The organism is Arsukibacterium sp., assembly GCF_033721375.1.
Classification (GTDB): domain Bacteria; phylum Pseudomonadota; class Gammaproteobacteria; order Enterobacterales; family Alteromonadaceae; genus Alishewanella.
The window spans coordinates 1-16759 of the sequence record NZ_JAWWAP010000017.1 but is presented as its reverse complement, the minus strand read 5'-3'; the positions used below and the strand labels follow the sequence as shown (position 1 = coordinate 16759).

The following is a 16759-nucleotide window of genomic DNA, read 5'->3' as shown; positions in this document are numbered from 1 at the left end:
AGGTGGTCGTCATACTCCATTCTTCAAAGGTTACCGTCCACAGTTCTACTTCCGAACTACAGACGTAACGGGCGCGGTTGAGTTGCCAGAAGGCGTTGAGATGGTAATGCCAGGCGACAACCTGAAGTTTGTTGTTGAGCTGATTTGCCCAATCGCGATGGACGAAGGTTTACGCTTCGCAATCCGTGAAGGCGGCCGTACTGTAGGTGCTGGTGTAGTATCTAAAATCATTGCTTAATTTGCGTTGATTAAAGAAGGCTCCGTAAGGGGCCTTTTTTGTTTTAGTCTTCTAAATATCGTGCAATAAGATACGGTAAGCTTGTTTTAGCACGCTAAGGCAGTATAATGAGCGGCTATTTAATGGCTGGGTAATAACGCAGCCATCTAAAAGACTGAAGGGGCATAGTTCCAATTGGTAGAACAGCGGTCTCCAAAACCGATGGTTGGGGGTTCGAATCCCTCTGCCCCTGCCAAATTTAAGGTAACAGCGGCTGATGCTGTGCCTGATAGTTAATAACGAGTGGCATATTACACGCCAAATTGAAGTGAGTTAGAGCATGAGCGTTGCGAGCGAAAACACGAAAAGTGGGCTTGATCTGGTTAAATGGTTATTAGTTTTTGTCATTCTGTCATTGGCAGTGGTCGGCAACTATGTATTCGAACTGGGTGCGTTAGAGCGTGCTATAGCCATCGTGGTACTGGTAATTATTGCTGGCGTGGTTGCGGGCCAAACCCACAAAGGCCGTACCTTTATCAATTTCGCTAAAGAATCTCGTTCTGAAATCCGCAAGGTTGTATGGCCCACCCGCCAGGAAACAATGCAAACGACGTTGGTAGTAATAATTGCCACTGTGATTATGGGCTTATTACTATGGGGCCTGGATGCTATTTTATTACGGGTTGTTTCTTTCTTTACCGGATTGGGGATCTAAAGCATGACTGCAAAAATGCGTTGGTATGTCGTACAAGCGTTTTCAGGGTTCGAGCAACGGGTTGCCACTTCGCTGCGGGAATATATTAAGCTAAACGAGATGGAAGATAAGTTTGGTGAAGTATTAGTTCCTACCGAAGAAGTTATTGAGATGAGGGCCGGCCAGAAGCGCAAGTCTGAGCGCAAATTTTTTCCCGGCTACGTATTAGTGCAAATGGAAATGTGCGAAGAAGCCTGGCACTTGGTAAAAAGCGTACCCCGTGTACTGGGCTTTATCGGTGGCACCTCAGATCGTCCGGCGCCAATTTCTGAAAAAGAAGCAATGACAATACTTAACCGGCTGCAAGATAACGCTGATAAGCCGAAACCGAAAACTCTGTTTGAAGCAGGTGAAGTGGTACGGGTAACCGAAGGCCCGTTCGCTGACTTTAACGGTGTGGTTGAAGAAGTCGATTACGAGAAAAGCCGCGTGAAAGTGTCGGTATTAATTTTTGGCCGCGCCACCCCGGTAGAACTGGAGTTTGGTCAGGTCGAGAAAGCGTAAATATATTGGTTGTAACGGGGCGCTGATTAAAATATAATCTGCGCCCTTTTTATCGTCAGGGGAGCCGTTTGAGTAAGTGTCCTCGCATTTACAAGGCTACGACCCTATAACAGAGGTGAAACATGGCAAAGAAAGTCACAGCACTTATTAAGCTGCAGGTTAAAGCCGGTATGGCAAACCCTTCGCCGCCAGTTGGTCCGGCATTGGGTCAGCACGGCGTGAATATCATGGAATTCTGTAAAGGCTTTAATGCCCGTACTGAAAGCCTTGATAAAGGTATGCCGATCCCAGTAGTTATTACTGTATACAGCGATCGTTCATTCACTTTCGAAACCCGTACCCCGCCAGCGTCGTTCCTGCTGTTAAAAGCAGCGGCACTGAAGAGTGGTTCTGGTCGTCCTAATACCCAGAAAGTTGGCAAGGTGACAGCTGCTCAGATTGATGAGATCGTTAAGATCAAACAACCTGATTTAACAGCTGCAGATCATGCTGCTGCGGTGCGTACCATTGAAGGTACTGCTCGTTCAATGGGCTTAGTGGTGGAGGGCTAATCGATGGCTAAATTAACAAAACGCGCTAAGTTAATCCGCTCTAAAGTAGATACAACTCGCGAATATGACATCAACGAAGCAGTTGCTTTGTTAAAAGAATTAACTGCCGGCAAGTTCGTTGAGAGCGTTGACGTTGCAGTGAACCTGGGTATTGACGCTCGTAAGTCTGACCAGAACGTGCGTGGTGCAACAGTACTACCTCACGGTACTGGCCGTACTGTGCGTGTTGCTGTGTTTACTCAGGGTGCAAATGCTGAAGCTGCTAAAGCTGCCGGTGCTGACATCGTTGGCATGGAAGACTTGGCTGAACAGGTTAAGAAAGGCGTAATGGACTTTGACGTAGTAATCGCTTCTCCGGATGCGATGCGCGTTGTAGGTATGTTAGGTCAGATATTAGGCCCACGCGGTTTAATGCCTAACCCTAAGACAGGTACTGTTACTCCTAACGTAGCTGACGCTGTTAAGAATGCTAAAGCGGGTCAAATCCGTTACCGCAACGATAAGAATGGTATTATCCATTCTACAATCGGTAAAATTGACTTTGACGCCGATAAGTTAAAAGAAAACTTAGAGTCATTGTTAATTGCGTTAAAGCGTGCCAAGCCATCAGTAGCGAAAGGTATTTTCATTAAGAAAGTAACTATCTCCTCTACTCACGGTGCAGGTATGACATTAAACCAAGCCTCTCTGAGTGCAGTGGTCTAACAGTCAGCTTTACAGCCGGGCGGTTGTGTTCTATAATGCCGCCCTTAAAAAATTCGGGTAGAAGTGCTGTGGTATCGTGTTAAACGGTTAAATAGCGCTTCCGTCCAAGACCGTAGGTGCAATAACGCGTAAGCCGCATTGCTTAATATACTAACCTACGCAGACGGTGCAGACCCCAGAACGAATTAAATTCAATCTGGTCTCACCGTAAATCGCGCGCCTTCGGGTAACCAGAGGCGATGTGTAGGCAACCGGATTATATCCGGATGAACCAGGAGTTAAGAGCCAATGGCTATAAAGCTTGATGACAAAAAAGCAATTGTTGCTGAAGTCCAGGAAGCTGCCAAAGGTGCTTTATCTGCGGTAGTCGCAGATGCTCGTGGTGTCACTGTAGGCAACATCACATCTTTGCGTAAGCAAGCACGTGATGCTGGTGTTTGGATGAAAGTTGTCCGTAACACCTTAGTTCGCCGTGCAGTAGATGGCACCGAATTCGAGTGTCTGAAAGATGCATTCGTAGGCCCGACACTGATTGCGTTTTCTAAGGAGCACCCAGGTGCTGCAGCGCGGATCTTCAAAGATTTCGCCAAAGACAACAAACAGTTCGAGTTGAAAAGTGCCGCTTTTAATGGCGAAACAGTAAGCATTGATGTTTTAGCATCGTTACCAACTTACGACGAAGCTATTGCACGCTTAATGAGCACAATGAAAGAGGCAGCAGCCGGCAAACTTGTACGTACAATTGCCGCGGTTCGCGACCAAAAACAGGATCAAGCCGCGTAATTATACGTGTTGTTTGATCAGTAGAATTTAATTCGGGATCCGTCCCCTAATTTAGGAATCTGCGCAATGTCAGTGACTAAAGATCAAATCTTAGATGCTATCGCAGCAATGTCTGTAATGGATGTAGTTGAGTTAGTAACTGCAATGGAAGAAAAATTCGGCGTATCTGCTGCTGCCGCTACAGCTGTTGCTGCTGGCCCAGCTGCTGCCGTTGAAGAACAAACAGAATTCAACGTAGTTCTGGCTGCTGTTGGCCCTAACAAAGTATCTGTTATCAAAGCAGTACGTGGTGCCACTGGTTTAGGCCTGAAAGAAGCGAAAGACTTGGTTGAGTCAGCTCCTGCTGCCATCAAGGAAGGCGTTTCAAAAGATGAAGCAGCTGCTCTTAAGAAAGACCTTGAAGAAGCTGGTGCATCTGTTGAAGTTAAATAATCCGGTAAAAACCGGGTTAACTGCCTGAGATTCGGGCTGGGCTGGTGATGAATTAATCACCGGCCTTTTTGCGCTGTGGGACAATGATTTCCCCACCCCTGCTGTTACCATGTCTGGTAGCAATAAATTACCGGTAATTCGGTAGTTGGGAAAAAAATCAGCAAGCTGAGGAACCCCATGACTTACTCTTATTCTGAGAAGAAACGTATCCGTAAGGACTTCGGCAAACGTCCGGAAGTACTGGATGTGCCATACCTGCTATCGATTCAAATCGAGTCTTTCAGCAAATTTATCGAGCCAGACCCGGAAGGCGGATACGGTTTAGAAGCCGCTTTTCGCTCTGTATTTCCAATCAAAAGCTATTCAGGCAGCGCGGAATTGCAGTATGTAAGCTACCGCATTGGGGAACCTGTTTTTGATGTAAAAGAATGTCAAATCCGCGGAGTGACATACTCAGCACCATTACGCGTGAAATTACGTATGGTGTTATTTGATAAAGAAGCACCAGGCACGATTAAAGATATTCGTGAACAAGAAGTGTACATGGGTGAAATCCCGCTAATGACCGAAAACGGTACCTTTGTTATTAATGGTACTGAGCGGGTTATCGTTTCTCAGCTGCACCGCAGCCCGGGCGTATTCTTTGACCACGATCGCGGTAAAACGCATTCTTCAGGTAAAGTATTATATAACGCTCGTGTTATTCCTTACCGTGGTTCATGGTTAGATTTTGAGTTTGATGCCAAGGACAATTTGTTTGTCCGGATTGACCGTCGTCGTAAACTTCCTGCCACTATTTTATTGCGGGCACTGGAATTCAGTACTGAAGAAATACTGGCCACCTTCTTTGAAAATACCCGTTTTGAAATAAAAGACGGTAAATTATTCATGGAAGTGGTTGCTAACCGCTTACGTGGTGAAACGGCCGGTTTCGATATTAAAGACAATGATGGCGAAGTTATTGTTGAGCAGGGCCGCCGGATTACCGCCCGTCATGTGCGTCAGCTGGAAAAAACCGGCCTGACCATGATGGAAGTACCTCATGAATATGTGGTTGGCCGGGTTCTGGCTAAAAACTACGTTGACACCAGTAGCGGTGAAATTGTTGCTGAAGCGAATGCTGAGTTAACCTTAGACTTGTTAGCTAAGCTGACCAAGGCTGGTTACGACAGTTTCGAAACGCTTTACATCAACGACTTAGACCAAGGTTCTTATGTTTCTGAAACTATCCGCATTGATCCGAGCAATAACCGGATTGAAGCGCTGGTAGAAATATACCGGATGATGCGCCCTGGTGAACCACCAACGCGGGAAGCTGCTGAAACCCTGTTTGAAAACTTATTCTTCTCCGAAGACCGCTATGACTTATCAACCGTCGGCCGGATGAAGTTTAACCGCCGGGTAGGTTTTGAAGAAAATGTTGGCGCCGGTGTACTGAGCAAAGAAGATATTCTGGCAGTAATGAAAGTCTTGATCGACATTCGTAACGGTAACGGCGATGTTGATGATATAGACCACTTAGGTAACCGCCGCATTCGTTCTGTTGGTGAAATGGCAGAGAACCAGTTCCGGGTAGGTTTAGTCCGGGTAGAGCGTGCTGTTAAAGAGCGTTTGTCACTGGGCGATTTAGATGCGGTAATGCCACAGGATCTGATTAACGCCAAGCCAATTTCAGCGGCCGTCAAAGAATTCTTTGGTTCAAGCCAGCTGTCACAATTTATGGATCAGAATAACCCGCTGTCAGAAGTCACGCACAAGCGTCGTATTTCTGCCTTAGGCCCGGGTGGTCTGACTCGTGAACGTGCAGGCTTTGAAGTTCGTGACGTTCACCCAACTCACTACGGTCGGGTATGTCCGATTGAAACACCTGAAGGTCCGAATATCGGTCTGATTAACTCGTTGTCAATGTTTGCGCAGACTAACGAGTACGGTTTCCTGGAAACCCCGTACCGCCGGATTGAAAACGGTATTGTCACTGACGAAGTTGATTTCCTTTCTGCAATTGAAGAAGGTAACTTTGTTATTGCTCAGGCGAATGCTGAACTGACCGCTGAAAACCGGCTGTCAGAAGAATTAGTGCCGTGCCGTTATAAAAACGAATTTACCCTGATGCCTTCATCAGAAGTGCAATATATGGATGTTGCACCACAGCAGATCGTATCGGTTGCTGCCGCGCTAATCCCGTTCCTGGAGCACGATGATGCTAACCGGGCCCTGATGGGTTCGAACATGCAACGTCAGGCCGTGCCAACTCTGCGTGCTGATAAGCCGCTGGTAGGTACCGGTATTGAGCGCGTAGTGGCAAAAGACTCTGGTGTAACAGTGGTAGCCAAACGTGGTGGTACAGTTGACTATGTCGACGCCAGCCGTATTGTTATTAAGGTACATGAAGAAGAAATGATTGCCGGTGAAGCCGGTATCGATATCTACAACCTGACCAAATACACCCGTTCTAACCAGAACACCTGTATCAACCAGCGTCCATGCGTTAACCATGGTGAGCCAATTGAACGTGGTGATGTATTGGCTGATGGTCCGTCTACCGACTTAGGTGAACTGGCACTTGGCCAGAACCTGCGCGTGGCATTTATGCCATGGAATGGTTACAACTTCGAAGATTCGATTTTGTTATCTGAGCGTTTGGTGCAGGAAGATCGTTTAACCACAATCCATATTCAGGAATTAAGCTGTATTGCTCGTGATACCAAGCTTGGCCCTGAAGAAATCACCGGTGATATCCCTAACGTGGGTGAGTCTGCGCTATCTAAGCTGGACGAAGCGGGTATCGTCTATATCGGTGCTGAAGTTAAAGGTGGCGATATTCTGGTTGGTAAGGTAACACCGAAAGGTGAAAGCCAGTTAACTCCGGAAGAAAAGCTGTTACGCGCTATCTTTGGTGAAAAGGCCTCTGATGTAAAAGACACCTCACTACGGGTGCCAAACTCGGTAACAGGTACTGTTATTGATGTACAGGTATTTACCCGTGATGGTGTAGAAAAAGATAAGCGCGCGCGTGAAATCGAAGAAATGGAAGTCAAACAGGCTAAGAAAGACCTGAATGAAGAATTCCGTATTCTGGAAGCCGGTATCTTTGACCGTGCCCGTAACCTGCTGGAACAAAGCGGTTTAGACCGTGCCAAGCTTGATACGTTAAAAGGCGATGCGCTGTTTAACCAGAGCCTGAGCGATGAAGACAAACAGAACGATTTAGAACAATTAGCGTCTCAGTACGAAGAAATTCGGGTTGAGTATGATAAGAAGTTTGAATTAAAACGCCGGAAAATTACTCAGGGTGACGATTTGGCACCTGGCGTACTGAAAATTGTTAAAGTGTATCTCGCTGTTAAACGCCGGATCCAGCCAGGTGATAAAATGGCGGGTCGTCACGGTAACAAAGGTGTTATCTCTACTATCGTTCCGGTAGAAGATATGCCCTATGACGAAAAAGGTCAGCCGGTTGATATCGTGTTGAACCCGTTAGGCGTTCCGTCACGGATGAACATTGGTCAGATCCTGGAAACCCACCTGGGCTTAGCGGCTCGTGGTATTGGTGACAAGATTGACGGCATGATCAAAGATCAGAAAGAAATCGCTGAAATTCGCGACTTCCTGGTTAAAGTGTATGCTTTAGGCGAATCTCGGCAGAATGTTGATGTGGCCAGTTTCACTGATGATGAAGTTCGGCGTCTGGCGCAGAACCTGCGCAAAGGCCTGCCAGTGGCAACACCGGTATTTGATGGTGCTAAAGAATCAGAAATCAAAGAGTTATTAACACTTGGCGATTTACCGACCAGCGGTCAGATCACCTTATATGATGGTCGTACCGGTAATACCTTTGAACGTAAGGTAACGGTTGGCTACATGTATATGCTGAAACTGAACCACTTAGTTGACGACAAAATGCACGCGCGTTCTACCGGTTCTTACAGTCTGGTTACTCAGCAGCCGCTGGGTGGTAAGGCACAGTTCGGTGGTCAACGTTTCGGTGAGATGGAAGTGTGGGCGTTAGAAGCTTATGGTGCAGCTTATACCCTGCAGGAAATGCTTACTGTTAAGTCTGATGACGTCAATGGTCGTACCAAGATGTACAAAAACATCGTTGACGGCGACCACAGAATGGAGCCTGGCATGCCAGAATCTTTCAACGTACTGATGAAAGAAATCCGTTCGCTCGGTATCAATATCGAATTGGAAGAGGAATAAACCGACAGTTAGTTGGCGGGGCAGCGTGCTGCCCCATTCCGGTTTACCTCTTACAGGAGAGCAAAGGTGAAAGACTTATTAAAGTTTCTGAAACAACAAACTAAAACTGAAGAGTTTGATGTTATTCGTATCGGTTTATCCTCACCGGATATGATCCGTTCATGGTCATTTGGTGAAGTTAAAAAGCCAGAAACGATCAACTACCGTACCTTTAAACCCGAGCGTGACGGTTTATTCTGTGCCCGGATTTTTGGCCCGGTAAAAGATTACGAGTGTTTGTGCGGTAAGTACAAGCGCTTAAAACACCGTGGTGTTATCTGCGAAAAGTGTGGCGTTGAAGTTACCTTAACCAAAGTGCGTCGCGAGCGGATGGGCCATATTGAACTGGCCAGCCCGGTAGCACATATCTGGTTTTTGAAATCACTGCCAAGCCGGATCGGTTTATTACTTGATATGACGCTGCGTGATATCGAGCGCGTGTTGTATTTCGAAAGCTATGTGGTGACAGAGCCAGGTATGACTTCTTTAGAGCGTCGTCAGATGTTAACTGAAGAAGAATATCTGGATGTGCTGGAAGAGCATGGTGATGAGTTTGAAGCCAAGATGGGTGCCGAAGCGGTGCTGGATATTTTGCGTGGTATCGACTTAGCGGTTGAAATCAAACAAATGCGTGAAGAGCTGCCTACCATCAACTCTGAAACCAAGCGTAAGAAAATCAGCAAGCGTTTGAAGCTTATGGAATCGTTCTTCACGTCTGGCAATAAGCCGGAGTGGATGATTATGACAGTGCTGCCCGTATTACCACCGGATTTACGTCCATTGGTACCACTGGACGGCGGCCGCTTCGCAACGTCTGATCTGAACGACTTGTATCGCCGGGTGATTAACCGTAACAACCGTTTAAAGCGGCTGTTAGATTTATCTGCGCCTGATATTATCGTCCGTAACGAAAAGCGGATGTTACAGGAAGCGGTTGATGCATTATTAGATAACGGTCGCCGTGGCCGCGCTATTACCGGTTCTAACAAACGGCCACTGAAATCGCTGGCCGATATGATCAAAGGTAAGCAGGGTCGTTTCCGTCAGAACTTACTGGGTAAGCGCGTCGACTATTCAGGTCGTTCGGTTATCACCGTTGGTCCTACTTTGCGTCTGCATCAGTGCGGTCTGCCGAAGAAAATGGCACTGGAACTGTTTAAGCCGTTTATCTATGGCAAGCTGGAAGCGCGTGGTTTAGCTACCACCATTAAAGCTGCCAAAAAGATGGTAGAGCGCGAAGAAGGGGCAGTATGGGACGTACTGGATGAAGTAATCCGCGAACACCCCGTATTACTAAACCGGGCACCCACTTTGCACCGTCTTGGTATCCAGGCGTTTGAACCGGTACTGATTGAAGGTAAGGCTATTCAGCTGCACCCGTTGGTCTGTGCTGCCTATAACGCCGACTTCGATGGTGACCAGATGGCGGTACATGTACCGTTGACCATAGAAGCACAGTTAGAAGCCCGTGCGTTGATGATGTCGACCAACAACGTGTTATCACCTGCAAACGGTGAGCCTATTATCGTTCCTTCACAGGACGTGGTATTAGGTCTGTACTACATGACGCGTGAGGCGATAAACGTCAAAGGCGAAGGCATGATGTTCAAAAGTGCGAAAGAAGCTGAGAAAGCCTTCCGCGCTGACTGTGCCAGCCTGCATGCCAAAGTCAAGGTACGGATCACTGAAGTTGAAATCGCTGAAGACGGCAGCCGCACTGAAACAGTAGCCGTGCGCGACACTACTGTTGGCCGTGCGATTTTATTCTCAATTCTGCCTGAAGGCCTGGCGTTTGATTCAATCAATCAGCCAATGGGTAAAAAACAGATTTCACGCTTATTAAATGGTGCTTACCGTCGTATCGGTCTGAAGCAAACGGTTATTCTTGCTGACCAGATAATGTATACCGGTTTCCACTACGCGATGTTATCGGGTGTGTCAGTCGGTATCGATGACATGGTGATCCCGGAAGCGAAAACCGAGATTATCGACGCAGCTGAAACTGAAGTTGCTGAAATTCAGGATCAGTTCCAGCAGGGTCTGGTAACCGCCGGTGAAAAATACAACAAAGTTATCGATATCTGGTCAACAGCTAACGAAACCTTGTCAAAAGCGATGATGGACAACCTGTCTAAAGAGTCTGTGGTTGACCGTGACGGTAATACCGTAGAACAGCAATCATTTAACTCTGTGTATATGATGGCTGATTCAGGCGCCCGGGGTTCACCAGCCCAGATCAGGCAGTTGTCGGCAATGCGTGGTCTGATGGCGAAACCGGATGGTTCAATCATCGAAACGCCTATTACCGCGAACTTCCGTGAAGGCTTAAGCGTATTACAGTACTTTATTTCTACCCACGGTGCCCGTAAAGGTCTGGCCGATACCGCACTGAAAACCGCGAACTCGGGTTATCTGACCCGTCGTCTGGTCGATGTCGCCCAGGATTTAGTGGTAACCGAAAGCGACTGTGGTTCAGATCAGGGCATCATTATGAAGCCATTGATCGAAGGTGGTGACGTTGTTGAAGGACTGCGTGAGCGGGTACTGGGCCGGGTTGTTATCGGTGATGTCGTATCGCCAACAACGGCTGAAGTACTGGTTGCCGATGGCACCATGCTGGATGAGCAACTGTGTGATGTGATTGAACAAAATTCAATTGATGAAGTACACGTTCGTTCAGTAATTACCTGTCAGACTGACTTTGGGGTCTGTGCCAAATGTTACGGTCGTGACCTGGCGCGTGGCCATCTGATTAATGCAGGTGAAGCAGTAGGTGTTATTGCTGCCCAGTCAATCGGTGAACCAGGTACTCAGTTAACGATGCGGACCTTCCACATCGGTGGTGCTGCATCACGGGCGTCAGCAGAAAACAGTGTTCAGGTGAAAAACGCCGGTACCTTAAAACTGCATAACGCTAAGTTTGTTCGCAATGCCGATAACAAAATCGTCATTACCTCACGCTCTGCCGAAGTAACCGTATTCGACGAATTAGGTCGTGAGAAAGAGCGCTACAAACTGCCGTACGGTTCTATTATGGCTACCGATGACAATGCCAAAGTGGCTTCTGGTCAAATCGTAGCGAACTGGGACCCGCATTCACACCCAATTATTGTTGAGCGTGGCGCCAAGGTTAGCTTCAGTGATGTTGATGATACCAACACCGAAGTGCAACAGGACGAACTGACCGGCTTAACCCGGACAGTGGTTAAAGATTTGGCTAAAGCTAACGCTAAGGAACCAAAGCTTATTCTGGCTACCGATGACGGCGGTCTGCAGGAAATTCGCCTGCCAAGCTTCACCACAATCGAAGTCGCTGATGGCGAACAGGTGTTAACGGGTGCGGTGTTAGCGCGTATTCCGCAGGAAAGCTCGAAAACCCGCGATATTACCGGTGGTTTGCCGCGAGTGGCTGACTTATTCGAAGCACGGAAACCAAAAGATCCGGCCATTCTGGCTGAAATCTCTGGTGTTATCAGCTTCGGTAAAGAGACCAAAGGTAAACGTCGTCTGGTTATCACGCCGGAACAGGGTGATGCCCATGAAGAGATGATCCCGAAATGGCGTCAGGTTAATGTGTTCGAAGGTGAGCGCATTGAAAAAGGCGAAGTTATCTCTGAAGGCCCTGAATCTGCGCACGATATTCTGCGTTTACGTGGTATTCACCATGTTGCCAGCTATATCGTTAACGAAGTTCAGGACGTTTATCGCTTACAGGGTGTAAAAATTAACGATAAGCACATTGAAACGATTATTCGTCAGATGTTGCGTAAGTGTATTATCACCAGCCCGGGCGATAGCGAATTCCTGGAAGGCGAACAGGCTGAAGTGGCCCGCGTCAATATCGCTAACCGCGATCTGGAAGCGGCCGGTAAAATGCCAGCTCAGTATGAACGTGCCTTATTAGGTATTACTAAAGCGTCACTGTCGACTGATTCGTTTATCTCGGCAGCATCGTTCCAGGAAACAACCCGCGTTCTGACAGAAGCCGCTGTTGGTGGCAAGTTTGATGAACTGCGTGGTTTGAAAGAAAACGTTATTGTTGGCCGTTTGATCCCGGCAGGTACTGGTTTTGCTTATCATCAAAACCGTGCCCGTCTGCGTCAGCGTGGCGGCAATACCGATGTTGTTGAGCCGTCAATGAGTGCAGAGTCTGCTGAACAGGCACTGACTGATGCACTTAATATGAATTTGTCGGGCAACGACGAGTAAGCAGGAAGCATGCAGCTTGCTGGTGGATAAAAAGCCAGCAAACTGCATTGTAACTTGACAGGTCAAAGCTTGACCATTAGAATTCCGCGACCCTAATTTTGGGGTGCGGAATTTTCACGTTTATTGGGTATTTATTAACCAGGAGTATTTAATGGCAACAATCAACCAGCTAGTGCGTAAGCCGCGCAGCCAGAAGGTAGCCAAGAGCACCGTTCCGGCGCTTGAAGCTTGCCCGCAGAAGCGTGGTGTTTGTACCCGTGTATACACCACTACACCTAAGAAGCCAAACTCAGCATTACGTAAAGTATGCCGTGTTCGTTTAACCAACGGATTCGAAGTTTCTTCTTACATTGGTGGTGAAGGCCATAATCTGCAAGAGCACAGTGTTGTGCTTATTCGCGGTGGCCGGGTAAAAGACCTTCCAGGTGTGCGTTACCACACCGTACGTGGCACATTAGACTGTGCAGGCGTAAAAGACCGTAAACAAGCCCGTTCTAAGTACGGTGCGAAGCGGCCTAAGAAATAACGGTACTCCGTTAGTAAGGCCAAACTAAACAACTTTTTTTCTTTAATGTATTAAAAGTTTTGGAATCACCTGAAGCAATCGGAGTTACGAATGCCAAGAAGACGCGTCATAGGTCAACGTAAAATCCTTCCTGATCCTAAGTTCGGAAGTGAATTACTTGCCAAGTTTGTAAATGTCGTTATGGTCGACGGAAAAAAATCCACAGCCGAATCAATTGTATACGGCGCCTTAGAAATTGCAGCTACCAAATCGAAAAAAGAGCATATTGATCTTTTCGAAGTTGCATTAGACAACATTCGTCCAACTGTCGAAGTAAAATCACGTCGGGTAGGTGGTTCAACCTATCAGGTACCATGTGAAGTTCGTCAGGTACGTCGTAATGCACTGGCTATGCGTTGGTTGGTAGAAGCTGCCCGTAAACGTGGTGAAAAATCAATGGCTCAGCGTTTAGCTGGTGAAATGCTGGATGCCATCGAAAACAAAGGTTCTGCGGTTAAGAAGCGTGAAGACGTGCACCGTATGGCCGAAGCGAACAAAGCATTCGCTCACTTCCGCTGGTAAGCAGATTCTAGAGAAGAGGACACTATTGTGGCACGCACAACCCCAATAGAACGCTACCGTAACATTGGTATTGTTGCGCACGTAGATGCGGGTAAAACCACGACTACGGAGCGTGTACTTTTTTACACTGGTCGTTCGCATAAGATCGGTGAAGTACACGATGGCGCAGCAACCATGGACTGGATGGAGCAGGAGCAGGAACGGGGTATTACCATTACGTCCGCTGCAACTACCACGTTCTGGGCTGGTATGCAGGCACAGTTTGAACAGCATCGGATAAATATTATCGATACGCCGGGGCACGTTGACTTCACTATTGAAGTTGAACGTTCGCTGCGCGTATTAGATGGTGCTGTAGTGGTGCTGTGTGGCTCGTCAGGGGTGCAACCTCAGACTGAGACCGTATGGCGTCAGGCAAACAAGTACGAAGTTCCTCGGATGATTTTTGTCAACAAGATGGACCGGACCGGTGCTGACTTCCTGCGGGTAGTCAGACAGGCCCGGACTCGTCTTAACACGACTATAGTACCTATTCAGTTGCCTATTGGCGCAGAAGATGACTTTAATGGTGTAGTTGACCTGATCAAAATGAAAGCCATTAACTGGAACATGGAAGACCAGGGGATGACCTTCAACTATGAAGAGATCCCTGCTGACATGTTGGCAGAGTGCAAGCAGTGGCGTCAGAATCTGGTAGAAGCTGCGGCTGAAGCCAGTGAAGATCTGATGGAGCGCTACCTCGAAGGCGACGAATTCTCAGAAGATGAGATCAAGTCAGCCCTGCGTGCACTGACATTACGTAATGAAGTGGTATTGGTTTTGTGTGGCTCTGCCTTTAAAAATAAAGGTGTGCAAGCCATGTTGGATGCGGTTATAGAATACCTGCCTTCACCGACTGAGGTTAAGGCTATAAACGGTATTCTGGAGGATGAGTCAGAAGGTGAACGTCATTCAAGCGATGATGAACCTTTTGCTGCTCTTGCTTTTAAAATCGCCACTGATCCATTTGTTGGTACGTTAACCTTTTTCAGGGTTTACTCTGGTGTGGTAGAGACAGGTTCTGCTATTTACAACTCAGTAAAACAGAAGAAAGAGCGTATCGGCCGGATGGTGCAGATGCACGCTAATACCCGTGAAGAAATTAAAGAAGTTCGTGCCGGCGATATCGCCGCCGCAATTGGCTTAAAAGATACCACGACGGGCGACACCTTGTGTGATCAGGATAATGTCATTATTCTGGAACGCATGGAGTTTCCTGATCCGGTTATCTCGGTAGCCGTTGAACCAAAAACCAAGGCTGATCAGGAAAAAATGGGTATCGCGCTGGGTAAACTGGCGGCAGAAGATCCTTCTTTCCGGGTGCATACTGACGAAGAAACCGGCCAGACCATTATTTCAGGTATGGGCGAATTACACTTAGACATTATCGTTGACCGGATGCGTCGCGAGTTCAAGGTTGAAGCCAACGTGGGTAAACCACAGGTGTCATACCGGGAAACGCTGCGCCAGGCCACTGAGGTTGAAGGTAAGTTTGTGCGTCAGTCTGGTGGTCGCGGTCAGTTTGGTCACTGTTGGCTGAAAATCGAACCGCAGGAAGAAGGTGCAGGTTACGAGTTCGTCAACGCGGTAGTGGGTGGTGTTATTCCGAAGGAATACATTCCTGCCATCGACAAAGGTATACAAGAACAGATGAAAAACGGCGTATTGGCGGGCTATCCGGTGATCGACGTTAAAGTAACTGTTTTTGATGGTTCATACCATGATGTAGACTCTAACGAGATGGCGTTTAAAGTTGCTGCTTCGATGGGTTTCAAGAAAGGCGCGCTGCAAGCAAAGCCGGTAGTACTTGAGCCTATAATGAAAGTTGAAGTGGTAACGCCGGAAGAGTTTATGGGTGATATAGTTGGTGACTTAAACCGTCGCCGCGGTATTATTCACGGTATGGACGATGCCCCTGGTGGTATCAAAATCGTTGACGCAAATGTTCCGTTATCAGAAATGTTCGGTTATGCAACCAACATGCGTTCACTGAGTCAGGGCCGCGCCTCTTACTCAATGGAGCCTCTGAATTATCAGGAAGCACCAAACAACGTAACTGAAGCGATTATCGCTGCACGTAAGTCTAACTAATCAATTAGTATGGCCCGGTGTAAGTCGGGCTAACATTAAATATAGAAGGGTCTACACATGGCTAAGGCTAAATTTGAACGCGTAAAACCGCACGTAAACGTTGGTACAATCGGCCACGTTGACCACGGTAAAACTACTCTGACAGCTGCTATCACTAACGTATTAGCTAAGACATACGGCGGTCAGGCATTTGCTTTCGATCAAATCGATAAAGCACCGGAAGAAAAAGCCCGTGGTATTACCATCAATACCTCACACGTTGAATACGATACGCCAACCCGTCACTACGCACACGTAGACTGCCCGGGCCACGCTGACTATGTTAAGAACATGATCACCGGTGCTGCGCAGATGGACGGCGCAATTCTGGTAGTAGCGGCGACCGACGGTCCTATGCCACAAACACGTGAGCACATCCTGTTATCACGTCAGGTAGGCGTACCTTACATCATCGTATTCATGAACAAGTGTGACATGGTAGATGACGAAGAGCTGTTAGAGCTGGTAGAAATGGAAGTGCGCGAGCTTCTTTCAGACTACGACTTCCCGGGTGATGATTTACCAGTAATCCGTGGTTCAGCGCTGAAAGGCCTGGAAGGCGATGCTGAGTGGGAAAAGAAAATTCTGGAGCTGGGCGAAGCGTTAGATACGTATATCCCTGAGCCGGTACGTGCGATTGACAAGCCATTCATCATGCCAATCGAAGACGTATTCTCAATTGCTGGTCGTGGTACTGTAGTAACAGGCCGTGTAGAGCAAGGTATCATCAAAGTAGGTGAGACTGTAGAAATCGTAGGTATCAAAGATACTGTTGCTACTACCTGTACTGGTGTAGAAATGTTCCGTAAGCTGTTAGACGAAGGTCGTGCAGGCGAGAACATCGGTGCCTTATTACGTGGTACTAAGCGTGAAGACGTAGAGCGTGGTCAGGTACTTGCTAAGCCAGGTTCAATCAAGCCACACACTAAGTTTGAAGGCGAAGTGTACGTACTGTCAAAAGAAGAAGGTGGTCGTCATACTCCATTCTTCAAAGGTTACCGTCCACAGTTCTACTTCCGAACTACAGACGTAACGGGCGCGGTTGAGTTGCCAGAAGGCGTTGAGATGGTAATGCCAGGCGACAACCTGAAGTTTGTTGTTGAGCT

12 protein-coding genes, 1 tRNA gene and 1 pseudogene are annotated in these 16759 nt (G+C 47.6%); all 14 read left to right on the top strand.

Features of this window, described 5'->3' with window-relative positions:
* Positions 1-238: pseudogene (gene tuf / locus R3187_RS18635) on the top strand (elongation factor Tu); the annotation flags it as partial.
* A gap of 158 nt (positions 239-396) precedes the next feature.
* Positions 397-473, top strand: a tRNA-Trp gene (locus R3187_RS18630).
* Between the two features lie 84 nt (positions 474-557).
* Entirely contained in the window at positions 558-932 is a 375-nt protein-coding gene (gene secE / locus R3187_RS18625) for a preprotein translocase subunit SecE (RefSeq protein WP_318968546.1), read from the top strand.
* A 3-nt stretch (positions 933-935) separates the two neighbouring features.
* Positions 936-1475 carry a transcription termination/antitermination protein NusG gene (gene nusG / locus R3187_RS18620; RefSeq protein WP_318968545.1) on the top strand — a complete coding sequence of 180 codons (540 nt, stop codon included), beginning with the start codon at positions 936-938 and terminating at the stop codon, positions 1473-1475.
* A gap of 122 nt (positions 1476-1597) precedes the next feature.
* Positions 1598-2026 (top strand): 50S ribosomal protein L11, encoded by a 429-nt coding sequence (gene rplK, locus R3187_RS18615; RefSeq protein WP_019677781.1) that lies wholly within the window; start codon positions 1598-1600, stop codon positions 2024-2026.
* 3 nt (positions 2027-2029) lie between these two features.
* Entirely contained in the window at positions 2030-2731 is a 702-nt protein-coding gene (rplA, locus tag R3187_RS18610; RefSeq protein ID WP_318968544.1) for a 50S ribosomal protein L1, read from the top strand.
* A gap of 288 nt (positions 2732-3019) precedes the next feature.
* The gene (rplJ, locus tag R3187_RS18605; protein ID WP_318968543.1) at positions 3020-3514 is read left to right on the top strand and encodes a 50S ribosomal protein L10; all 495 of its coding nucleotides are present in this window, start codon (positions 3020-3022) and stop codon (positions 3512-3514) included.
* Between the two features lie 66 nt (positions 3515-3580).
* The gene (rplL, locus tag R3187_RS18600) at positions 3581-3946 is read left to right on the top strand and encodes a 50S ribosomal protein L7/L12 (RefSeq protein ID WP_318968542.1); all 366 of its coding nucleotides are present in this window, start codon (positions 3581-3583) and stop codon (positions 3944-3946) included.
* A 177-nt stretch (positions 3947-4123) separates the two neighbouring features.
* Positions 4124-8149 (top strand): DNA-directed RNA polymerase subunit beta, encoded by a 4026-nt coding sequence (gene rpoB, locus R3187_RS18595; RefSeq protein ID WP_318968541.1) that lies wholly within the window; start codon positions 4124-4126, stop codon positions 8147-8149.
* Between the two features lie 66 nt (positions 8150-8215).
* Positions 8216-12397, top strand: coding sequence for a DNA-directed RNA polymerase subunit beta' (gene rpoC, locus R3187_RS18590; RefSeq protein ID WP_318968540.1), 4182 nt, complete (start codon positions 8216-8218; stop codon positions 12395-12397).
* A 151-nt stretch (positions 12398-12548) separates the two neighbouring features.
* Positions 12549-12923, top strand: a complete 375-nt coding sequence (gene rpsL, locus R3187_RS18585; protein WP_019677787.1) for a 30S ribosomal protein S12 — start codon at positions 12549-12551, stop codon at positions 12921-12923.
* A gap of 90 nt (positions 12924-13013) precedes the next feature.
* Positions 13014-13484: a 30S ribosomal protein S7 gene (rpsG, locus tag R3187_RS18580; protein ID WP_019677788.1), complete on the top strand. Its 471-nt coding sequence runs from the start codon at positions 13014-13016 to the stop codon at positions 13482-13484.
* A gap of 27 nt (positions 13485-13511) precedes the next feature.
* On the top strand, positions 13512-15614 hold the full coding sequence (gene fusA / locus R3187_RS18575; RefSeq protein ID WP_318968539.1) for an elongation factor G: 2103 nt from the start codon (positions 13512-13514) through the stop codon (positions 15612-15614).
* A 57-nt stretch (positions 15615-15671) separates the two neighbouring features.
* Positions 15672-16759: elongation factor Tu (gene tuf, locus R3187_RS18570; RefSeq protein ID WP_318968538.1), on the top strand; the 1088-nt coding region annotated here is incomplete at its 3' end.

Bases quoted from the DNA above. Each gene is read 5' to 3' on its own strand.
- secE (WP_318968546.1), top strand. From the start codon at position 558: ATGAGCGTTGCGAGCGAAAACACGAAAAGTGGGCTTGATCTGGTTAAA.
- nusG (WP_318968545.1), top strand. From the start codon at position 936: ATGACTGCAAAAATGCGTTGGTATGTCGTACAAGCGTTTTCAGGGTTC.
- rplK (WP_019677781.1), top strand. From the start codon at position 1,598: ATGGCAAAGAAAGTCACAGCACTTATTAAGCTGCAGGTTAAAGCCGGT.
- rplA (WP_318968544.1), top strand. From the start codon at position 2,030: ATGGCTAAATTAACAAAACGCGCTAAGTTAATCCGCTCTAAAGTAGAT.
- rplJ (WP_318968543.1), top strand. From the start codon at position 3,020: ATGGCTATAAAGCTTGATGACAAAAAAGCAATTGTTGCTGAAGTCCAG.
- rplL (WP_318968542.1), top strand. From the start codon at position 3,581: ATGTCAGTGACTAAAGATCAAATCTTAGATGCTATCGCAGCAATGTCT.
- rpoB (WP_318968541.1), top strand. From the start codon at position 4,124: ATGACTTACTCTTATTCTGAGAAGAAACGTATCCGTAAGGACTTCGGC.
- rpsL (WP_019677787.1), top strand. From the start codon at position 12,549: ATGGCAACAATCAACCAGCTAGTGCGTAAGCCGCGCAGCCAGAAGGTA.
- rpsG (WP_019677788.1), top strand. From the start codon at position 13,014: ATGCCAAGAAGACGCGTCATAGGTCAACGTAAAATCCTTCCTGATCCT.